The following is an 18,041-nucleotide window of genomic DNA, read 5'->3' as shown; positions in this document are numbered from 1 at the left end:
TCGTCGGGTCACATATGCGTTATGTGAGCGATGACTCAGGCGAATCTATGCGGATCGGCGCAGAAATAGGCGATGATCTGGCAAAGATCGGGCTCGTTGACCATGCCGGCGGCCTCGGCGGAGCCGACCCATCTGCGGGTGCGGGCCCGCTTTTCCTTCCAGCGGTCCGCGACGCGGTCGACCTTGAGCGGGAACACCAGGACCTCGCAAGGCACTTCCTCGCCGGATGCCAGGACCTTGCCGTAGAAATAGCGGCCGGCTTCGAGATGCGAGACCGTGCCGTGCAACCCCGCTTCCTCGCCCGCTTCGCGGGCGGCAGCTACGCAAAGCGGCTCCCTGGCTTTCGGCCAGCCTTTCGGCAGCACCCAGCGCCCGGTATCGCGGCTGGTGATCAGCATGATCTCGACGCCGTTTTCGTTCTCACGCCAAGGCAGGGCTGCAACCTGCAGGCGGCAAGGCACTGAGCCGAAGAGTCGTCGGACTCTTTCGGCCATCTGGTTGTGCGTCGTTGGCCTCATCAACATCGTAGAAGCTGCCCCGAGCCTCTAGAATCATTTGCCATCAAACGAATCTTACGACGTATTGTGGACGATAAAAGTAAAAAACTTCACTCGGGTTGGTTAACCCGGACAGGGCAGGCCATTGCGAAATCATCGCCGCCGAGAGCCTTCTCCCCGAGAGCCTTCTCTATGCAGCAAACAGTGATTTGGGCGGGCGCTGGACGGAAACAGCAGCTTCCAACGATCAGCCGGCGTGATCGTCGGCAATCGGCTTCTGATAGGTGAAGCCCATGTCCCACGGGAAGTAGATCCAGGTGTCCTGGCTGACCTCGGTGACGAATGTATCGACCAGAGGCCTTCCCTTCGGCTTGGCATAGACGGTGGCGAAATGCGCCTTCGGCATCATGGCGCGCACGATGCCGGCCGTCTTGCCGGTATCGGTGAGGTCGTCGATGATGAGCACACCGGCGCCGTCATCGGCAAGAAGCGAAGGCGAGATCTCCTTCAGCACCTGCAACTGACCTTGGCTCGTGTAGTCGTGATAGGAGGCGACGCAGACCGTTTCGATGACGCGGATGCCAAGCTCGCGCGAAATGATCGCGGCGGGCACCAGGCCTCCTCGGGTGATGCAGACGATCGCCTTCCACTGGCCTTTGTTGGTGCCGGAAAGCCGCCAGGCGAGCGCGCGGGCATCGCGGTGGAACTGGTCCCAGGAGACCGGAAAGGCTTTTTCGGGAAGGGACATGGTTCGTGCACTCCGCAAGCGCGCGCCGCAGCGCGCAGATACGATGGAATGCAGCCGGAATTAGCCGGAAAGCGCCAGCCTTGGCAAGGTGGCAGCCAGGGATGGCTGTGTACTTATGCCGCGTCGCGCTGTTCAGGCGACGCGGTGCAAGTTCCCTGTTTGATACATGTCCTTGTCCCCCGAACCCGATTCCCACTTCGCGGAGACAGGCTTATCTCGACAGGAAGGCTGCCACGTTTGCCGTGCGCAGCACGGTGCGGGTGACGCCGCCGAACAGGAGCTGTCGCAGCCAGGAGTGGCTGTAGGCGCCGAGCACCAGCAGATCGGCGCCGGATTCGGCGATCCTCTCCTGGATGATGTCGTCGACCGAGCTTGCCCCCGATTTCTGCACGGAAACGCTGACATTGGCGCCGTGGCGTGACAAGGCAGCCGCGATCTCGGCGCCCGCCGCCTCGGGAGCCTCGTCGAGCGTTTCCGGCGGATCGATGACGAGAATGTCGGTCTTGTCCGCCTCGCTGATGAAGGGCAAGGCATCGAATGCTGCACGAGCCGCCTCCTTACTGCCGTTCCAGGCCAGCAGTACACGCCTGAAGGTGGTGACGAGCGGCCCGGCATGCGGAACGACAAGCACCGGCCGGCCGGCATCGTAGACCAGCGTATCGACATCGGCGCCCGGATCGCCCCCGGTGTCGCGCTGCGCGGCGATAATCAGGTCAGCCGCCCGCACGCTCGAAATGCCGGTCAGCGCGCTGTCGCCGGAGAAGCTTTCGAGGCTCCGCCACTCGAAGGACAGGTCGGAATCCTCAACGCGCCTGAGAAAGACCGCCTGCAGCTTCTCGGCGCGCTCCTTGTTCATCTCGGCCGAGACCTGCAGGAATTCGGTGTCGGGGAAACCGGTTGCCGACGTATAGGGGACCGGAAGCGCTTCGGCGTGGATGCCGACGAGGTGGCTTTCGAACCGCTCGGCAAGCGGGATGGCGCAATCGAGCACGCGCTCGGCGTCCTGTTCGTTCTGCAGAATGGCGACGATCGTCTTGAAGCGCATGGCAGATCCCTCAAATTTATCGGCGCAAGATCGCCACCGGCATCAATAGCCGCAACGAAAGTGCCGTGCCAGAAACGTCGGCGCGCGCCTTCTGGTTCCGGGGTCAGCTCGCAGCCGACAGGCCCGCCACCATGGCCGCAACGTCCTGGCGCGCGGCCTCGAGAGCCGCTTCGTCGCGGGCACGTACCACGAGCTCGGTCCAGAATTTGCCGTCGCCATATTTCGGGTAGGAGCCGATAATGGTGTCGGGATGCGCCTTCTGGATGTCGGCGAGCGGTCCGCCGATCAGGCCTTCGCCGAAGGGGCAGTGCACGGTGGCCGACAGCATCCTGGTGCCGGTCTTCAGCGTCGGCACGACATTGTCGAGCATCGCCTGGAAGATCGACGGCACACCGGCCATCACGTGAACGTTGCCGATACGGAAGCCTGGCGCGATCGACACCGGATTATCGATGTGGTCGGCGCCGCGCGGCATGCGCGCCATGCGCTTGCGCGCCTCGGTGAATTCGATACCGCGCTCGGCATAGCTTGCCTCCAACATGGCGTAAGCCCTGGCATCGTATTCGCAAGACACGCTGAAGGCCTTGGCTATCGAATCGGCGGTGATGTCGTCATGCGTGGGGCCGATGCCGCCGGTGGTGAAGACATAAGTGTAGCGGGCGCGCAGCGCGTTGGCGGCGGCGACAATCTCGTCCTCCTCGTCGGGAACGATGCGCACTTCCTTCAGGTCGATGCCGATCGCGGTCATGATATCGGCGAGATGGCCGATATTCTTGTCCTTGGTCCTGCCGGAGAGGATCTCGTCGCCGATGACGAGCATGGCGGCTGTGACGATTTCGGGCATGGCTCACTCCGGCTGCAGGTGGCCTGAAATAACGCGGCGGATAGCCGGCCGCAATGCGCACGCGAGGCGGGGCTCTTGTGGCAGACACGGTTGCGAGTAAGGTGCGTCGGTAGGGCTCGGATGCAAGATGCTGATATCGATTTTGCCGTGGCTGATCGGTGGCCTGCTCGTTGCGGCCGCCGCGGTCGTGCTCGGCTTCATGCTCGCAACATGGTGGATTGCGACCAAGGCCGAGAGGCTGGTACCGGCGTGCGGCAAGTTCATCGAGATCGGCGGCAGCCGCATCCACTATGTCGAAGCAGGCGAGGGCAGGCCGATCGTGTTCCTGCACGGGCTCGGCGCGCAACTCCACCATTTCCGGCACACGCTGTTCGGCCGCTTCGGCGCCGGCTACCGGCTGATCGCTCTCGACCGGCCGGGCTCGGGATACTCGGTGCGGGCGGGCGGGGCGAGCGGCCGTCTGCCCGAACAGGCGGAAGTGGTGCGGCGCTTAATCGAGGAGCTTGGGCTCGAACGGCCTTTGATCGTCGGTCATTCGCTGGGCGGCGCCATCGCGCTTGCACTTGCGATCGAGCATCCGACGTCGATTTCCGGCATCGCGCTCATCGCGCCGCTGACGCATCTGGAGGCGAGGGTGCGCCAGAAATTCGACCTGCTCTATGTTCCCTCGCGCCTGAAGCGCTGGATCTTGGCCCATACTTTAGCGATACCGTACAGCCTGAAATATGCGGAGCCGACGATGAAGTTCATCTTTGCGCCGCAAGCCGTGCCGGGGGACTACATGATCGCCGGAGGTGGTTGGCTCGGGTTGCGGCCCGCCCATTTCCAGGCGACCTCCACCGATATCGTGGCGGTGGAAGAGGATCTCGGCCGCCTCGAACAGCGCTATGGCGAGATCCTGATGCCGGCCGGCATTCTGTTCGGCGCGGATGACCGGGTGATCGGCATCGCGGCTCATGGCGAACCGATGCCGGGCAGGATCAGGGAGCTCGATTTCGAACGCGTCCAAGGGCTCGGGCACATGCCGCAATTCGTGGAACCGGAACGCGTCGTAGCCTTCATCGAGCGCATCGCCGCGCGCGCATTCCCAGCGTGAATTGATCCCGTTCGGGTCAAAGGCCGAGAGGGGATCGCGTCCGTTCACGAACCGTCACACAAAAGTGTCGGACATTCTGCCTCACCTACACTTTAAACGGGAACTTCGGCTCCAACCCTCGGTTCTAATCCGTGTCGGGCTGGCGAATTTCCGGCCAGCAAGAATGCGGCAAATCACCAGATGGAGACCAATCATGCTTACGAAGATTTTTGCAGCCTCGGCGCTTGTCCTGGCCATGGGCACCTCGGCTATGGCACAATCGTCGGACGCTTGGTGGTGGTGGCATCGTGATCGCCCGGTCCATAGCAAGCAAGTGCCGGTTGATCCCTACACCACGGGCAGCATTTACTCCGATCGCGACGCCAGCGCGCTAAACAGCTTCGGCAACGGTGCCGTCGGCCCATGCGCCTCGGATACGGCCGGCCCCGACGCGAATGCCGGCCCGAACGTCAACGACCAGTATTGCGGCAAGTAGTCCGTTCGCCAGCGAGCGACCGACGTGAAGCTTTTACAGCGTCGGTCGCAGCAAGGTCGAGCGACGGAAATTAATCTGAGACTTCGGTCTGCGGCCGGTCGCGGCCATCGGCCAGTTCGTCATGCCAGACACCCTCGGAATCCTCATACTGGATGCCATCCGTGGTGCCGGCGACCTGCTGCTCGGCCGAAGCAATTTCAGCCGCGCGCAGCGCGTCCTGGCGGGTGGGAAATGTTTCTGAAAAAGTCGAGCCGACCATGTAGGCCCAGCCGCCGTCATGCTCGACGATCTTGTAGGTCAGTTTCGCCATGGAATCCTCCGGTCGAGAAGCCCTTTGCCTGCTCAATGCAGCTTTCCGTCGGACAGCCTTTCTTCGGGAACCAGCACTTCAGATTCCTCGGCTGCCTCGATCAGCGCGCGGCGCGCGTCCGCCGTCGAACGATACCCCTCCAGCGCTTTCAGGCAAGTATCGAGAGCATCACGATGCCGCTGGCCGCGATTGAGCGGCCATACGGTCATCAGGCACTCGGCCGCTTCGCGGGTGCTGCTTATTTGGCGATATTTGCCGACATGGCCGAGTTCGACCACCACCGGCTTCTCAAATGGCTTGCTGTCTGTCATGGCCGCCAACGTAAAACGGCCAATTTGGTTGCAATGGTGGCGGAAGGCTGCGCCCAAAGGTCTCAGCCAATCGTCACCTGTGCAAGCCGTTCAGCCCGCGGCCTTCATCCAGTGCTGCATCGTCGTGACCGAGCGTGCCAGCTGCGGCGCCGGACGGATTTCCTCGCCGAACGTCGCCGCCGCGCGCCAGCCCCAGCGCGGATCGGCAAGGAAGGCGCGCGCCAGAGCCACCATGTCGGCGCGGCCGTCGGCCACGATCGCCTCGGCCTGCTCTGGATCGTCGATCAGGCCGACGGCGCGCGTCGGAATGCCGGCGCCCTTGCGCACAGCTTCGGCCAGATGCACCTGGTAGCCGGGGCCGCTGGGCAGCTTCTGCAACGGCGAATTGCCGCCGCTGGAACAGCACAGATAGGCGACGCCTTCCGCCTTCAGCGCCTTGGCCACTTGGATTGCCTCCTCGATCTCGAAGCCGCCGTCGACCCATTCCTTCACCGAAAGGCGGGCCCCCAGCATCAGGCCCGGCGCTGCCTTCTTCACCGCCCTGGCGATCTCCACGGCGAAGCGCATGCGGTTTTCCAGCGAGCCACCCCAGCGGTCGGTGCGCTGGTTGGAAAGTGGCGACAGGAACTGGAAGATCAGATAGCCGTGAGCGGCGTGCAGCTCGATGAAGTCGAAGCCGGCGCGCTCGGCCCGCTTGGCCGCATCGGCGAAATGTTGGATGACTTGCCGGATCTCTTCCTCGCCCAATGCGTGCGGTATATTCCACCCTGTGTCATAGGCGATGGCCGAAGCCGAAACGGTCTGCCAGGGATCCTCGCCCGCTTGCAGGGGGCCGCCGCCTTCCCAAGGCCTTCTGTTGGATGCCTTGCGGCCGGCATGGGCGAGCTGGACGCCGAATTTGGTGCCGGGCGCAGCGACGCGCCTGGCCGCATCGAGCGTGCGCTTGGCCGCCGCCTCGTTGTCGTCGGAGTAGAGGCCAAGGCAGCCATGCGAGATGCGGCCGCGCCGCTCGACGTCGGTCATCTCGACGGTCACCATGCCGGCGCCGGACATGGCCAGGTTCATCCAGTGGTGCAGATGCCAGTCGCTGGCGGAACCGTCCTCGGCCGAATACTGGCACATCGGCGCTACCGCAATACGGTTTGGAAAGGTCAGGCCGCCGAGGGTGATCGGCTGGAAAAGCGATGATGTCATGGAAACGGCTCCTGGGAGAGATATCGCTATCTAGGCAGCCGCGGCACTTCGCGCCAGACAACAGCTGGTGAAAGTCTCGCTGGACCAGTCGCTTTCCAGGATTGCGCCCGCGCCTGTTCGCCGATAACGCTTGCCGACAGCACGGAGCCAATCATGGAAGATCGCGTCCGCATCCAGTCTGAAGAAGTCCTGTCCGACGATTGGGCGGTGCTCAAGAAGACGGTGCTCGACTATCGCCGCCGTGATGGGCGCTGGGAGACGCAGATCCGCCAAACCTACGATCGCGGCGACGGCGCGGTGATCCTGCCTTTCGATCCGCAGCGCTCGACGGTGCTGCTGGTGCGGCAGTTCCGCTATCCGGCCTATGTCACCGGTCATCGCGAGCCGCTGATCGAGGCCTGTGCCGGTCTGCTCGACGAAAACGATCCGGAAACCTGCATCCGCAAGGAAGCGGAAGAGGAGCTCGGCTATCATTTGAAGAACGTTGAGCGGCTGTTCGCGCCCTATATGAGCCCCGGGAGCGTGACGGAACGGCTCTGGTTCTTTACCGCGCGCTATTCGCCGGCCGACCGTATTTCCGACGGCGGCGGAGCTCCGGAAGAGGGCGAAGACATCGAGGTGCTGGAAATGCCGCTCGACGAGGCGCTGGCCGGCATCGCCGACGGCCGTATCGTCGACGCCAAGACCATCATTTTGATCCAGCACCTGAAGCTCAATCCGATCAAGGGTTGAGTGGCCTGCCACCCGGAGCGAGGAGCGAAGGGTGGTGCGGACGACGGGAATCGAACCCGTACGATCAGAGATCGAGGGATTTTAAGTCCCTTTTTTCTGCGGTGCTTCCCGCTCAACATTCTGGAAAACCGGGACTTCGAGCTGATGGTGAAGCCCGGTTTCTCCCACATGTGTGGGAAATCCCCACGATATTTCCCACACATCAAGTGTGCGAGCCTGCTCCCTTGCTCTTTGCAAAATCCCACACCACGCGTACATGTGCGGGCACTGCGGGCGTGGTGAAATTGGTATACACACCGGACTTAAAATCCGGAGGCCTCGGCCATGCGGGTTCAAGTCCCGCCGCCCGCACCATGCTTCCCATAGGATCGAACGCATCACGGCACGGAGGCAATTTAAGCATGGCTAGGCAAAAACAGCGAAAAAGATGTCGGCCGGACCGCACAGCTTGGCGCTGCGATTGGATGTCATGGGCGTAACCGCATACATGACCAAAGCTGCAATTGAGGATCTCATCAAGAGCTGGTCAGGATTAGCGCGTCTGATCCGGAGGAACTCCAGGATGTGCATATTGCGATGCACTTCGGCGGCTGGACGCCCTCAGGCGAATACATCGCGCCGAGTTTCGGCCATCACCATGGGCTTGGAACAATCCTGACCAAACTGCGCAACGATCAACTGAAGGACGGCATGACGAAGGTGGAAATCGAACGCGACATTACGCCAGATGAGGCTTATCGGGCTTTCGAAATTACCATCATGCATGTGTCCCCCGAGGTGGTTCAGCGCGTGGCCATCGAAAATGAAGCGGCCGAGAGCATCAGTACTGACTAAGGTCGTGAATTCATAAATTAGCGTCCGATCCCGACCCCTTGCGGACGTTGGCAGCACCTTCACTGAGGCGTATCCTGATGAAGTTCAGCTTAGACACGCTTGAGACAGGAAGTGTCGAGTCCCTGACAGACGATCACACGGCTCAGCTTGTGGCCAATCCTCACTACGATGAGGTCTACATTCGATGGAACAAGCTTTTTGCGAAAGCTGATGCCGGTAAATTGAAAGTGATCCGGTCTGTATATCGCATCCAGATTTGGTGCAACATCACGCGCGCGGCGGTCAATTCTATCGTGCAACTTCCTAACCTCAGGGCACTTCATTTGCTGGGTATTTCTCGGGCCGGTCGCTTGGACGGGTTTAGAACGGCCGAAGCTCTTGAGGAGTTTAGCTGCCAGTGGGGCGTAAGTAGTAGTGATCTGGTCGAATTGCACAGCTTCCAACTGTCAGAAAACTCACCGCGCATGGGGCGCGCATTACGGAAGAATCGCTTGCAGCGCTCCTCGGCAATCCGTCGCTGACCGAACTGGACTTTGAGGAGTCAAGGTTCTCCGACGATTTTGCGCGGATGGTCTCGCATTCGAAGGCAATCACGGCTTTGGAGCTTGGCGCCACAGACATCACGGCAGTTGGCCTGCAGGCGATCTGCACGATGTCGCAGCTCCGTGGGCTCGACATATGGTCAACGGGTATCGTTGAGGACGATCTTAAGATTCTGTTACAGCTCCCGAACCTCGAATACTTGTCCATTGGCGGTCACGAAGGCCAAACAACCTTTACCGCTGCGGGAACTCCGGCAGCGCTATACGAAATCCCGTCTTTGAAAACAGTATGGTTGGACGGATTGCATGTTACCAAGCAGGACTTTGGAAAACTCAACGAACGGTTCGAAAAAGTCTGGGTGTCATCGGTTCTTGACAGCTAGCCCGACGTCCCACAGGTGCCAGGTCCGCTCCCGACCCCATTGCTCACGCTAAGCGCGTTCCCACAAGATTTCCCACATTTTCTCTTTTCATGGGCATCAGTATCGGGAGTGGGAAGATCGCTCCAATGGAGGAAACATAGCGTCGAGATTTCAATAAGTTGGCACGACAAAATCAGAGGTTGAAAACCGTCGCAACTCAGGAGCGTGCGGGGGCGAGGTAAACCATTGTAAACATTGCTGTAGACGCAAGGGATATTTTATGTCCCTTGGGTCTACCAATTCCGCCACGTCCGCGCGCCGCGATTTCAAGCACTTGGGCCGACACGAGTCCAGTCTTGTGGGCGGGATGGCACCGTATTGCCACCGAATATTGCTCTTCCGCATGGGTTCTCATCGCAACTGGACCGGGATTGGCCGTGAAAGGCAAAGGAGGCGCACGCAAGCTGGCTTGCCAAGGGGAGCAGCTATCCGCTTCATGGCTTCCGCAGTTCTCACCCCGGCACCGCCGCCGTTCTCGGGAATGAAGTCGGCGCCGGCCGCTTCGAGAGCTGCTTATAGGGCGGACATCAAAAATGACCCGGTAAGTCGACTCTGTTTTGATCCCGCGGCGCGCCGGCCACCTTCGTTTCGTGCTGCTCCGCAAATCAGAATTTGTAGCTGAAGTTTACGCCTAGGGTATGGAGCTTCAGGTCCTGATCACGATCGGAGAAGTCGTCCGGGACGTCGAAATGCTCTTTGCCGAAATCGTAGTAACGGTACTGGGCGCCGACGACGATGTTGCTGCTCAGGGCATAGTCGACCCCGGCACCGATCGTCCAGCCGATGCCGGTGCGTGTCCTGGCGAAGCCGCTGCCGCCGACATCTTGCGAGGTCTCGATACCGGCGAAGGCGACGCCCCCGACGCCATAGATCAACCAGCGATCGACCGCCAAGCCGGCTTCGGCATTGATCGATCCCAGCCATTTGACCTCGGTGCCGACGGCATTGCCAGGGTCGAGCAAGGCCGAACCGTCGATCAAGGCATAATTGAGCTCAGCGCGCGCGCCGATCACCGCCTGATTGAACTGCCAGAGGCCGGCGACATGGCCGCCGACGAAGCCGCCGTCGACATCGGGAGAAGCGGCGAACGGCTCGCCTTCCGTGCCGGAGATGTCAGATGAGCCCCAGCCATAGCCGGCCTGCAGGCCGGCATAGTAGCCTGTCCAATCGAAGCCCGGCGCAGTCATGGGCAGGTCGGCGATCGCGTCCGCGGCCAAGGCCGGCCCGGACAGCAAGGCGAAAAAGCCGGCACTGGCAAGTGTCAGGCGACCCATCGAGCGCTCCGAAATGGCGGTTTCGAAAACTTCTCGGTGCAACCTAGCGTTATTCGCCCGAAAACGGAATTGTATTCCTGCAACAGTGGTTTACTTCGGCGGGTTGCGCACGCGATCCTCCAGGTCGCGCTGTTTCTCCTCGGGAGTGGCCAGCCGCGTGAAAGCATATTCGGCTAGTAACGAACCGGCGATGAAGATGGCGATCGGCGCGGCCCATGCCCAGAATGAATGCAAGGTGAAGAAGGCCAGGCCGGCGCTACATGCCGACAGCATGAAAATTGCGAACCGGATCGTTTTTGCCATCTCTTCTGCAACCCAAATAGCCGGAGATCCAGTCTAGGCGAGATTTCGCCCTGCCGCAGGAGAGATCTGTCGGGAACCGGTCCTGCCTTAAAAACAAAGCAGTTTTGCCAACTGGTCAAAACCGCGCCAGCTTGGCACAGTCGGGCAAACAGGAGTTTCTTCATGGCGAGCCGCACCAATCCGACGAAACCCAAGCCCTGGACCGAAGTGGCGACGCAACTGGTCGACGTCGCGATGGGGCGCCGGGCTGCCGATCTCGTGATCCGCAACGGACGCTGGGTGAATGTCCATTCGGGCGAGATCATTCCGGGCACCGACATCGCCGTCGTCGCCGGACGCTTCGCCTATTGCGGGCCGAATGCCGGCCACACGATCGGGCAGGGGACCAAGGTGGTCGATGCGGGTGGCCGCTATCTGGTGCCCGGCCTCTGCGATGCGCACATGCATGTCGAAAGCGGCATGGTCACGGTGACGGAATTCTGCCGCGCGGTGATCCCGCACGGCACCACCTCGATGTTCATCGATCCGCACGAGATCGCCAACGTTCTGGGCCTGCCGGGCGTTCGGCTGATGCATGACGAGGCGGTCGCGATGCCGATCAACGTCCATGTGCAAATGCCGTCCTGCGTGCCTTCGGCGCCCGGCCTGGAGCATGCCGGCGCGGAGCTTACGGTCGCAGACGTCGCCGAGGCGATGACCTGGGAGAATATCATCGGCCTTGGCGAAGTGATGAATTTCCCGGGAGTCGCCGCCAACGATCCGGTGATGTCGGGCGAGATCGCCGAGACGGTGAAGGCCGGGAAAACCGTCGGCGGCCACTATGCCTCGCGCGATCTCGGGTTGCCATTCCACGGCTATGCCGCCGGCGGCGCCGAGGATGACCATGAGGGCACGCGCGCCGAGGATGCGATCGCCCGCGTGCGCCAGGGCATGAAGGCGATGCTGAGGCTGGGGTCCGCCTGGTACGACGTCGCTGCGCAGATCAAGGCGGTCACCGAAGGCGGCATCGACCCGCGCAACTTCATCCTGTGCACCGACGACAGCCATTCCGGCACGCTGGTGCATGAGGGTCATATTGATCGGGTGGTGCGGCACGCCATCAGCCAGGGCCTGAAGCCGGTGACGGCGATCCAGATGGCGACGCTCAACACCGCCCAGCATTTCAGGCTGGAACGCGAGGTCGGTTCGATCGCGCCGGGGCGGCTGGCGGATCTTTTGATCGTCTCCGATCTTGCCCAGATGACGATAGACGAGGTCTATGGCCGCGGCGTCAGGCTGGCGAAAGCCGGCAAGCTCGAGATCGACATTCCGGCCTATGATTATCCCGGGACGGCGAAAAACACGGTCAAGCTCGGCAAAAGGCTCAAGGCGTCTGACTTTGACATCGCCGCGCCACAGGGTGCCAACGAGGTGCGGGCGCGGGTGATCGGCGTGATCGAGAACCAGGCGCCGACCAGAGCGCTCGAGGCCGACCTGCCCGTCGAGGACGGGCTGGTCGCCATGGATCGCCGCAACGACATTTGCCAGATCGCCCTGGTCGAACGCCACAGGGGCACGGGCGGCGTCACCAACGCCTTCGTGTCGGGCTTCGGCTATGTGGAAGACTGCGCGATGGCCTCGAGCGTGGCGCATGATGCGCACCACATCATCGCCGTCGGAACCAACAAGGAGGACATGGCTTTAGCCGTCAACCGGCTGAGCGAGGTCGGCGGCGGCGTCGTGCTTTACTCCAAGGGCAAGGAACTGGCGCTGGTGGAAATGCCGATCGCTGGGCTGATGTCGGACGAGCGCGCCGAGATCGTCGCGGCCAAAGCCGAGCAGTTGACGGAAGCGATGCGCAAGGTCGGCTGTTCGCTCAACAACGCCTACATGCAGCATTCGCTGCTGGCGCTGGTCGTTATCCCGGAGCTCAGGATTTCCGATGTCGGACTTGTCGATGTGACGTCGTTCCAGAAGGTCAATCTGTTCGTCTAGCATGTGCCGATGTTCGGGTGAGGTCAGCCTGACCGAACCTCGACACGCCTTAACCGGTGCTCAGCCGCCGGTGGCGATCGTCAGCACCCTGAACGGCGTGGTGATGACCACCTCGGCGACCGAGCCGACCGCCTTGCCGAGACCCTGACCGATATTGTTGAGCTGCGTTGGATCCGGCTCGTCGGAGGCAAGACCGGCAGGCGTGCGCAGCCGATTGCCGAGCAACTGTACCAGGATCGGATTGTCGGCGAATTTGGCATGGTTCAACCGGTCTCCGCCCTTGGTTCGGGTCAGATCGACAACCGTCACGCCGTAGTTGGCGAGATCAGCCGCGTTGTCGTAATCGCCAACGCGCGGCTTTTCGCCGGAAATGAAGCTGGACAGCTTCAGCGCCCGGTCGTCGCCCGAGAGCAGGATGGCGAAAGGCTTGTCGGGCTTGCCGTAGCGGATCATCTGCTTCTTGAAGACATCGACGTCGATGTCAGGCGAGGCGAGGATGACGTAGCCGAGCTTGCCGTTGAGATCGCGGTCGCCGGTGATGGCGAGCTGGCGCAAAGCTTCCATCGTCAGCCAGGTCCCCATCGAATGGGCAATGATGTCAATGCTTTTGGCGCGTGACTTGGCAAGCATCCTCAGTGTCGCTTCCAGGTCGTCGCGCGCGGCGGTGGAGCTGTCCTTGTCATAAATGTAGCCGGTTGTCTTGCCGCTCGACGCCCACGAGAACAGCACCGGTGTGCCCGGATAATTCGTGTCGTGCGCGATCTGCGTCAGGCGGTAAACGCCATCGTCGAAGCCGTTGTTGAAGCCGTGCACGAAGACCAGGGCGCGGTCGCCGCGTATGGCAATATCGGTGCCGACCGCCTTCGCGAATTGCGAAGCGTTCCCATAGTGGACGACATCGGTTGCGGTGAACTGCCTGGCCGGAATGCTGTCGGCCGAACCCTTGGCGCGCTCGATCGCGCCAACCTGGTGGGTCTTTGGAACCGTGACATCGACGCGCGCGTAGCTGGTGGTCAGCGAACGGTCGCCGTCGAAAACCTGCCGCGGGTCCTTGGTCGCCTGCTGCCGGGTCGTGGCGACGAAGATCTCGTGCTTGGCCGCAATTTCGGATGCAGGCGCGGTAACGGCCTTCCGATTGAGCAGGTCATGCGCGTTCTGCCCGGCGCAGCCCGTCAGGGCGAGCGTGATGGCAAGGCCAAGGACGATCTTCCAACGCACGATCACCCGGGATCCCCCAAGGGCGGCAAACCTCTCGGGCTCCTTCGATAAAGCCAGCGAGCGGTCTGGTCCAGTTCAAAGTCCGTGCAGGGCGGCAACCGCGTGAACACGGTTATTGAGTGGCGAGCTGGCTGATCCGGTCGGTGACGTCGCGGTCGCTGGCAAAGCCGTCGTCCTGGCGCAGCCGCTGGCCGATCATCTTCACCAGCATCGGGTTGTCGGCGAATTTGGTGTGGTTGAAGCTGTCGTTGCCCTTCACCTTGGAGAGGTCGACCACCGTGACGCCGTAGGAGGCGAGGTCGGCCGCGTCTCTGTAGTCGCCGACGCGCGGCCGTGCACCGGCAATCAGGCCGGAGAGCCGGAGAGCGCGGTCGTCGTCCGACAGGAGCAGGATGAACGGCTTGTCGGGCTTGCCGTAGCGGCGCATCTGGCTCTTGAAGACATCAACGTCGATGTCGGGCGAGGCCAGGAGAACATCGCCGAGCTTGCCGCCGAGGTCGCGGTCACCGGTGATGGCGAGCTGTCGCAGTGTTTCCATCGTCACCCACGTCCCCATCGAATGGGCGACGATGTCGATGCGGCGCGCACCGGTCTGCGCCAGCATTCTCAGCGTCACTTCCAACTGGTCGCGGGCGGCGGCGGCACTTTCCTTGTCATAGACATAGTCGGTGGTCTTGGCGCCCGAAGCCCATGAAAAAAGCACCGGCGTGCCGGGATAGCCGGAATCGTGAACGATCTGGGTCAGACGGTAGACGGCATCGTCGAAGCCGGTGTTGTAGCCGTGGACGAAGACCATGACGCGGCCGCCGCGGGCGTCGATGTCGGCATTGAGCGCGCTGGAGAATTTCGGCTGCGTGTCGTAGCCGACGACCTCGGAAGCCATGAAATATTTGGTCGGATCGTTCGACGTCCCGCGCGAGCGGCGCTCGATCTGACCAGTCTCATGAACCGGCGGGACGGTGACGTTGACGCGGGCGTAATTGAGCGTCGCCGAGCGCTCGCCGTCGAAAACCTTGTTCGGGTCGTCGGAGCGCTTGCGGGTGGTGGCGATGAAGATCGAATGGTTGCCGGCGATCTCGGTCGCCGTCGTCGGCACCACGACGCTGCCCAGGATTTCCTGTGACGGTCGTCCCGCGCAGCCTACAACCAGCAAGGCCAGGGCAATGATGCAAATCGTCTTCAAATGCACGTCGAAATTTCCATTCCGGCCGCAATTGGCCATCTGCCTCCGCGAAATCTCCCGGACAGGGGAAGTGCGGCGGAAGTAAGTCGTGTCCAGCGGAAATTTGATCGGCGGGTGCCAACCGCCTTGGCACTGTTGCGCGAAAACCAAAGTGGCGGCAGCAGGCCGGCGAGCGGCTGCATCGGTGGCCGCGAAAACCAAACTATGCAATAGGCTTGGGCTGCGAACCACATGGTCTCGGAGCCGGTTGCCTCATGAACAGTTTTTCTTCCCGCGTCGCAGGCGCCGCGGAGGCGATCCGCGGGATCTTTCCGGAAACGCCGCTGCAGGAGAACGACTATCTGTCGAAAAAGACCGGCGCCCGCGTCCTCCTGAAGCGCGAGGACCTGACGCCGGTCCGCTCCTACAAGATCAGGGGCGCCTTCAACTTCTTCCGCAAGGCGCTCGCCGCCGGCAACAATGCCGAGCTGTTCGTCTGCGCCTCGGCCGGCAACCACGCGCAGGGCTTTGCCTTCGTCTGCCGTCATTTCCGCAAAAAGGGCGTGGTGTTCATGCCCGTGACGACGCCGCAGCAGAAGATCGACAAGACGCGGCTTTTCGGCGGCGATTTCGTCGAGATCAGGCTGGTCGGCGACTTCTTCGACGATTGCTATCGCGCCGCCTTCGAATTCACCGAAGCCGCCGGCGCGCATATGGTGCCGCCCTTCGACCACAAGGACATCATCGAGGGGCAGGCGACCGTCGCCTATGAGATCGCAGCCCAGATGCCGGGCGGGCGCATGCCCGACATCGTCATGCTGCCAGTGGGCGGAGGCGGCCTGGCTGCCGGCGTCACCCACTATTTCGCCGACCAGCACCGTGAATTGCGCTTCGTATTCTGCGAGCCGGCGGGCGCGCCTAGCCTTAGCGAGAGTCTCGCCGGCGGCAAGCGGGTCAGGCTCGCCAAGGTCGACAACTTCGTCGATGGCGCGGCGGTGGCTGAAATCGGCCGCGAGCCGCTGCGCCATCTCAAGGAATTCACCGCCGACGCGGTGCGCCTTGTCCCGGAAAACCGGCTGTGCGCGACGATGATCGAGATGCTCAATGTCGAGGGCGTGGTGCTGGAGCCAGCCGGCGCATTGGCGATCGACGCGCTCAAGGATTTTTCCCGCAAGGAGATCAGGGGCAAGACCATCGTCGCGATCGTCTCGGGCGGCAATTTCGATTTCGAGCGCCTGCCGGACGTCAAGGAACGGGCGCTGCGTTTCGAAGGGCTGAAGAAGTACTTCATCATCCGCTTCCCGCAGCGGCCGGGCGCATTGCGCGATTTCCTCGAAATGCTCGGCCCGGACGACGACATCACGCGCTTCGAGTATCTCAAGAAGTCGGCGCGCAATTTCGGCTCTGTGCTGATCGGCATAGAGACCAAGGACCGGCGCAATTTCGATCTGCTGAAGGCCAATTTCGACGCCGAGGGCGTGCAGTATCAGGACATCACCGACAACGAGACGCTCGCGGGGTTCATCATATGAGCGGGCCAAAAACGGGCGACAAAGGAACGGTGCTCGTAGCCCTGTTTTCCGGCATCAATGTCGGTGGCAACCGCATCGTCAAGATGGCGGAGCTGAGGTCGTTCTTCGAAGGCCTCGGCTTCACAGACGTATCGACCTACGTGCAAAGCGGCAACGTCGTGTTTCGTGCCAACAACAGCGACGCTGCGGCGCTGACCAAAGCACTCGAAGCGGCGTTCGAGAAGAAATGGGGGTTCAATTCCCGCATCATGGTGCGCAATGCCGGCTGGTTCGAGCGCCTGGTGAAGGACAATCCCTATCCGGAAGTTGCGGGCGAGCCTACCAAGCTGCATGCCTATGCGCTGGAGCGAGAGCCGACCGCGGAAGAGGCGAAGCGGCTGGCGGAAAAGTGTGCCGGCCCGGAGCGCTTCGAGATCAAAGGCGACGTGCTTTACCTGCATGCGCCGGAAGGGCTTGGCAAATCGGTGTTTGCCAATCTTATTGGGCGAACGCTCAAGGTGCCGGGCACGGCGCGCAACTGGCGCAGCGTGCTTGCGCTGCTCGAAATGGCCAGCAAGGCCGCCGGCTGACGCTCAATTCTTTCAGGCAGCCTTCTGCCAGTCGAAGGTCAGCTCCTCGCGGAAGGCGAAGCGCTTGATGTGGTCGGCGACCACGGTTTCCAGCCGCTCGAGCGAGGCGGCGTCGTCAGCGGCGACCGCGATGTGGAGAGCCTTGTCGTCTGCATCCATCACGGTGCGGCCGAGCGAGAGCTGGATGGCGCCGTGATGCGGGTCGAATTCGACCGGGAACTTGTGCGCCCAGTGCTTGCAGAGCTGCTGCAGATAGCGGCTGGCGTTTTCAGTGGCGACGTCGGCGCGGCTGGTCGGCATGAAATTCTCCCGGCGGATCAAGAAAAGCGCCAGCCTGATCTGGCTGGCGCCACAAGCGCTTAGATAGGCGCGATCCGGCAAAACGCCATAGACCGGCCGGTCAAATCCCCGGGAGGGGCAGGCCCTACCAGCTTCCCGTATTCGACATCGAGGCCCATGGCTCCGCCTTTGCCTTGGCCGGGCCTTTCTGCAGCAGCTCGATGGAGATGCCGTCCGGCGAGCGGATGAAGGCCATGTTGCCGTCGCGCGGCGGCCGGTTGATGGTCACGCCATTGTCCATCAGCTTCTGGCAGGTGGCGTAGATGTCGTCGACCTCATAGGCGAGGTGGCCGAAGTTGCGGCCGCCTTTGTACTCCTCCGGATCCCAATTGTAGGTCAGCTCGACCAGCGGCGCCTTCTCTGCAATGCCGCTTTGCTCGTCATCGGGCGCGGCGAGGAAGATCAGCGTGTAGCGTCCCTGCTCGTTCTCGTAGCGACGCACTTCCTTGAGGCCGAGCTTGTTGCAGTAGAAATCGAGCGATTGATCGATGTCGGCGACGCGGACCATTGTGTGAAGATAGCGCATATCGGATTCCTCGCGGCGTTACGTTTGCGGCGCACCATAGGAGCCGCTCCGCCAAAGGGCAATCGTCCGACAAAACCGATAAGGTGATCGATTT

Annotated in this window: 22 protein-coding genes and 1 tRNA gene; 10 read left to right on the top strand and 13 right to left on the bottom strand. The window is 62.0% G+C overall.

Features of this window, described 5'->3' with window-relative positions; all coding sequences use genetic code 11:
- Window positions 1-35 precede the first annotated feature (35 nt).
- The 4 genes from EOD29_RS26700 to EOD29_RS26685 form a co-directional block, all read right to left on the bottom strand.
- Window positions 36-524, bottom strand: coding sequence for an NUDIX hydrolase (locus EOD29_RS26700; protein ID WP_127248429.1), 489 nt, complete (start codon window positions 522-524; stop codon window positions 36-38).
- A gap of 220 nt (window positions 525-744) precedes the next feature.
- A complete protein-coding gene (gpt, locus tag EOD29_RS26695; RefSeq protein WP_066998919.1) occupies window positions 745-1,245 on the bottom strand; it encodes a xanthine phosphoribosyltransferase in 501 nt (166 codons plus the stop codon).
- A 211-nt stretch (window positions 1,246-1,456) separates the two neighbouring features.
- Window positions 1,457-2,290, bottom strand: a complete 834-nt coding sequence (locus EOD29_RS26690) for a universal stress protein (RefSeq protein ID WP_067328185.1) — start codon at window positions 2,288-2,290, stop codon at window positions 1,457-1,459.
- Window positions 2,291-2,393: 103 nt separating this feature from the next.
- Window positions 2,394-3,134 carry a competence/damage-inducible protein A gene (locus EOD29_RS26685; protein WP_127248428.1) on the bottom strand — a complete coding sequence of 247 codons (741 nt, stop codon included), beginning with the start codon at window positions 3,132-3,134 and terminating at the stop codon, window positions 2,394-2,396.
- 127 nt (window positions 3,135-3,261) lie between these two features.
- On the opposite strand from EOD29_RS26685, the gene EOD29_RS26680 reads away from it, so the two are divergent.
- Both EOD29_RS26680 and EOD29_RS26675 read left to right on the top strand, forming a co-directional pair.
- Complete coding sequence (locus tag EOD29_RS26680) at window positions 3,262-4,230, top strand: alpha/beta fold hydrolase (RefSeq protein WP_127248427.1); 969 nt, start codon at window positions 3,262-3,264, stop codon at window positions 4,228-4,230.
- Between the two features lie 193 nt (window positions 4,231-4,423).
- The gene (locus tag EOD29_RS26675) at window positions 4,424-4,705 is read left to right on the top strand and encodes a hypothetical protein (protein ID WP_095802225.1); all 282 of its coding nucleotides are present in this window, start codon (window positions 4,424-4,426) and stop codon (window positions 4,703-4,705) included.
- 70 nt (window positions 4,706-4,775) lie between these two features.
- On the opposite strand, the gene EOD29_RS26670 is transcribed toward EOD29_RS26675, so the two are convergent.
- The 3 genes from EOD29_RS26670 to EOD29_RS26660 all read right to left on the bottom strand — a co-directional run bounded on the left by EOD29_RS26670 (window position 4,776) and on the right by EOD29_RS26660 (window position 6,520).
- Entirely contained in the window at window positions 4,776-5,015 is a 240-nt protein-coding gene (locus EOD29_RS26670) for a DUF2188 domain-containing protein (RefSeq protein ID WP_067328195.1), read from the bottom strand.
- A 32-nt stretch (window positions 5,016-5,047) separates the two neighbouring features.
- Complete coding sequence (locus EOD29_RS26665) at window positions 5,048-5,326, bottom strand: DUF982 domain-containing protein (RefSeq protein ID WP_066998903.1); 279 nt, start codon at window positions 5,324-5,326, stop codon at window positions 5,048-5,050.
- Window positions 5,327-5,416: 90 nt separating this feature from the next.
- A complete protein-coding gene (locus tag EOD29_RS26660; protein ID WP_127248426.1) occupies window positions 5,417-6,520 on the bottom strand; it encodes an NADH:flavin oxidoreductase/NADH oxidase in 1,104 nt (367 codons plus the stop codon).
- A 153-nt stretch (window positions 6,521-6,673) separates the two neighbouring features.
- On the opposite strand from EOD29_RS26660, the gene EOD29_RS26655 reads away from it, so the two are divergent.
- The 5 genes from EOD29_RS26655 (at window position 6,674) to EOD29_RS26635 (ending at window position 9,011) form a co-directional block, all read left to right on the top strand.
- Window positions 6,674-7,252: an NUDIX domain-containing protein gene (locus EOD29_RS26655; protein WP_095802227.1), complete on the top strand. Its 579-nt coding sequence runs from the start codon at window positions 6,674-6,676 to the stop codon at window positions 7,250-7,252.
- A gap of 269 nt (window positions 7,253-7,521) precedes the next feature.
- A tRNA-Leu gene (locus EOD29_RS26650) sits at window positions 7,522-7,606 on the top strand.
- Window positions 7,607-7,816: 210 nt separating this feature from the next.
- Window positions 7,817-8,086 (top strand): hypothetical protein, encoded by a 270-nt coding sequence (locus tag EOD29_RS26645; protein ID WP_164763850.1) that lies wholly within the window; start codon window positions 7,817-7,819, stop codon window positions 8,084-8,086.
- A 77-nt stretch (window positions 8,087-8,163) separates the two neighbouring features.
- A complete protein-coding gene (locus tag EOD29_RS26640; RefSeq protein WP_127248425.1) occupies window positions 8,164-8,607 on the top strand; it encodes a hypothetical protein in 444 nt (147 codons plus the stop codon).
- A gap of 47 nt (window positions 8,608-8,654) precedes the next feature.
- Window positions 8,655-9,011: a hypothetical protein gene (locus EOD29_RS26635; RefSeq protein WP_127248424.1), complete on the top strand. Its 357-nt coding sequence runs from the start codon at window positions 8,655-8,657 to the stop codon at window positions 9,009-9,011.
- 644 nt (window positions 9,012-9,655) lie between these two features.
- Here the strand turns inward: EOD29_RS26635 and EOD29_RS26625 are convergent.
- Together EOD29_RS26625 and EOD29_RS26620 are read right to left on the bottom strand one after the other, a co-directional pair.
- The gene (locus EOD29_RS26625; protein WP_127248423.1) at window positions 9,656-10,324 is read right to left on the bottom strand and encodes an outer membrane protein; all 669 of its coding nucleotides are present in this window, start codon (window positions 10,322-10,324) and stop codon (window positions 9,656-9,658) included.
- Between the two features lie 90 nt (window positions 10,325-10,414).
- Window positions 10,415-10,627 (bottom strand): hypothetical protein, encoded by a 213-nt coding sequence (locus tag EOD29_RS26620; RefSeq protein WP_095802230.1) that lies wholly within the window; start codon window positions 10,625-10,627, stop codon window positions 10,415-10,417.
- Between the two features lie 162 nt (window positions 10,628-10,789).
- Here EOD29_RS26620 and ade point away from each other — a divergent pair, with 162 nt between their 5' ends.
- Entirely contained in the window at window positions 10,790-12,601 is a 1,812-nt protein-coding gene (gene ade / locus EOD29_RS26615) for an adenine deaminase (RefSeq protein ID WP_127248422.1), read from the top strand.
- A gap of 60 nt (window positions 12,602-12,661) precedes the next feature.
- Here ade and EOD29_RS26610 read toward each other — a convergent pair whose 3' ends face one another.
- On the bottom strand, window positions 12,662-13,825 hold the full coding sequence (locus EOD29_RS26610; RefSeq protein WP_127248421.1) for an alpha/beta hydrolase: 1,164 nt from the start codon (window positions 13,823-13,825) through the stop codon (window positions 12,662-12,664).
- Window positions 13,826-13,931: 106 nt separating this feature from the next.
- Complete coding sequence (locus EOD29_RS26605; RefSeq protein ID WP_164763849.1) at window positions 13,932-15,041, bottom strand: alpha/beta hydrolase; 1,110 nt, start codon at window positions 15,039-15,041, stop codon at window positions 13,932-13,934.
- Between the two features lie 215 nt (window positions 15,042-15,256).
- Between EOD29_RS26605 and ilvA the strand changes: the two genes are divergently transcribed.
- The gene (gene ilvA / locus EOD29_RS26600) at window positions 15,257-16,513 is read left to right on the top strand and encodes a threonine ammonia-lyase IlvA (RefSeq protein WP_127248420.1); all 1,257 of its coding nucleotides are present in this window, start codon (window positions 15,257-15,259) and stop codon (window positions 16,511-16,513) included.
- Complete coding sequence (locus EOD29_RS26595) at window positions 16,510-17,082, top strand: DUF1697 domain-containing protein (RefSeq protein WP_127248419.1); 573 nt, start codon at window positions 16,510-16,512, stop codon at window positions 17,080-17,082. The genes ilvA and EOD29_RS26595 overlap by 4 nt, the downstream gene beginning before the upstream one ends.
- 12 nt (window positions 17,083-17,094) lie before the next feature.
- On the opposite strand, the gene EOD29_RS26590 is transcribed toward EOD29_RS26595, so the two are convergent.
- Window positions 17,095-17,382 carry a DUF2218 domain-containing protein gene (locus EOD29_RS26590; RefSeq protein ID WP_067328442.1) on the bottom strand — a complete coding sequence of 96 codons (288 nt, stop codon included), beginning with the start codon at window positions 17,380-17,382 and terminating at the stop codon, window positions 17,095-17,097.
- A 124-nt stretch (window positions 17,383-17,506) separates the two neighbouring features.
- Complete coding sequence (gene gloA, locus EOD29_RS26585) at window positions 17,507-17,947, bottom strand: lactoylglutathione lyase (RefSeq protein ID WP_066998873.1); 441 nt, start codon at window positions 17,945-17,947, stop codon at window positions 17,507-17,509.
- Window positions 17,948-18,041 lie beyond the last annotated feature (94 nt).

The organism is Mesorhizobium sp. M1A.T.Ca.IN.004.03.1.1, assembly GCF_003997555.1.
GTDB lineage: Bacteria > Pseudomonadota > Alphaproteobacteria > Rhizobiales > Rhizobiaceae > Mesorhizobium.
The sequence above is the reverse complement of the archived record's forward strand: the minus strand, read 5'-3'. Positions and strand labels throughout refer to the sequence as shown.

Coding starts and splice junctions, on each gene's coding strand:
- EOD29_RS26700 (WP_127248429.1), bottom strand. CDS start 524: ATGTTGATGAGGCCAACGACGCACAACCAGATGGCCGAAAGAGTCCGA.
- gpt (WP_066998919.1), bottom strand. CDS start 1,245: ATGTCCCTTCCCGAAAAAGCCTTTCCGGTCTCCTGGGACCAGTTCCAC.
- EOD29_RS26690 (WP_067328185.1), bottom strand. CDS start 2,290: ATGCGCTTCAAGACGATCGTCGCCATTCTGCAGAACGAACAGGACGCC.
- EOD29_RS26685 (WP_127248428.1), bottom strand. CDS start 3,134: ATGCCCGAAATCGTCACAGCCGCCATGCTCGTCATCGGCGACGAGATC.
- EOD29_RS26680 (WP_127248427.1), top strand. CDS start 3,262: ATGCTGATATCGATTTTGCCGTGGCTGATCGGTGGCCTGCTCGTTGCG.
- EOD29_RS26675 (WP_095802225.1), top strand. CDS start 4,424: ATGCTTACGAAGATTTTTGCAGCCTCGGCGCTTGTCCTGGCCATGGGC.
- EOD29_RS26670 (WP_067328195.1), bottom strand. CDS start 5,015: ATGGCGAAACTGACCTACAAGATCGTCGAGCATGACGGCGGCTGGGCC.
- EOD29_RS26665 (WP_066998903.1), bottom strand. CDS start 5,326: ATGACAGACAGCAAGCCATTTGAGAAGCCGGTGGTGGTCGAACTCGGC.
- EOD29_RS26660 (WP_127248426.1), bottom strand. CDS start 6,520: ATGACATCATCGCTTTTCCAGCCGATCACCCTCGGCGGCCTGACCTTT.
- EOD29_RS26655 (WP_095802227.1), top strand. CDS start 6,674: ATGGAAGATCGCGTCCGCATCCAGTCTGAAGAAGTCCTGTCCGACGAT.
- EOD29_RS26640 (WP_127248425.1), top strand. CDS start 8,164: ATGAAGTTCAGCTTAGACACGCTTGAGACAGGAAGTGTCGAGTCCCTG.
- EOD29_RS26635 (WP_127248424.1), top strand. CDS start 8,655: ATGGTCTCGCATTCGAAGGCAATCACGGCTTTGGAGCTTGGCGCCACA.
- EOD29_RS26625 (WP_127248423.1), bottom strand. CDS start 10,324: ATGGGTCGCCTGACACTTGCCAGTGCCGGCTTTTTCGCCTTGCTGTCC.
- EOD29_RS26620 (WP_095802230.1), bottom strand. CDS start 10,627: ATGGCAAAAACGATCCGGTTCGCAATTTTCATGCTGTCGGCATGTAGC.
- ade (WP_127248422.1), top strand. CDS start 10,790: ATGGCGAGCCGCACCAATCCGACGAAACCCAAGCCCTGGACCGAAGTG.
- EOD29_RS26605 (WP_164763849.1), bottom strand. CDS start 15,041: ATGGCCAATTGCGGCCGGAATGGAAATTTCGACGTGCATTTGAAGACG.
- ilvA (WP_127248420.1), top strand. CDS start 15,257: ATGAACAGTTTTTCTTCCCGCGTCGCAGGCGCCGCGGAGGCGATCCGC.
- EOD29_RS26595 (WP_127248419.1), top strand. CDS start 16,510: ATGAGCGGGCCAAAAACGGGCGACAAAGGAACGGTGCTCGTAGCCCTG.
- EOD29_RS26590 (WP_067328442.1), bottom strand. CDS start 17,382: ATGCCGACCAGCCGCGCCGACGTCGCCACTGAAAACGCCAGCCGCTAT.
- gloA (WP_066998873.1), bottom strand. CDS start 17,947: ATGCGCTATCTTCACACAATGGTCCGCGTCGCCGACATCGATCAATCG.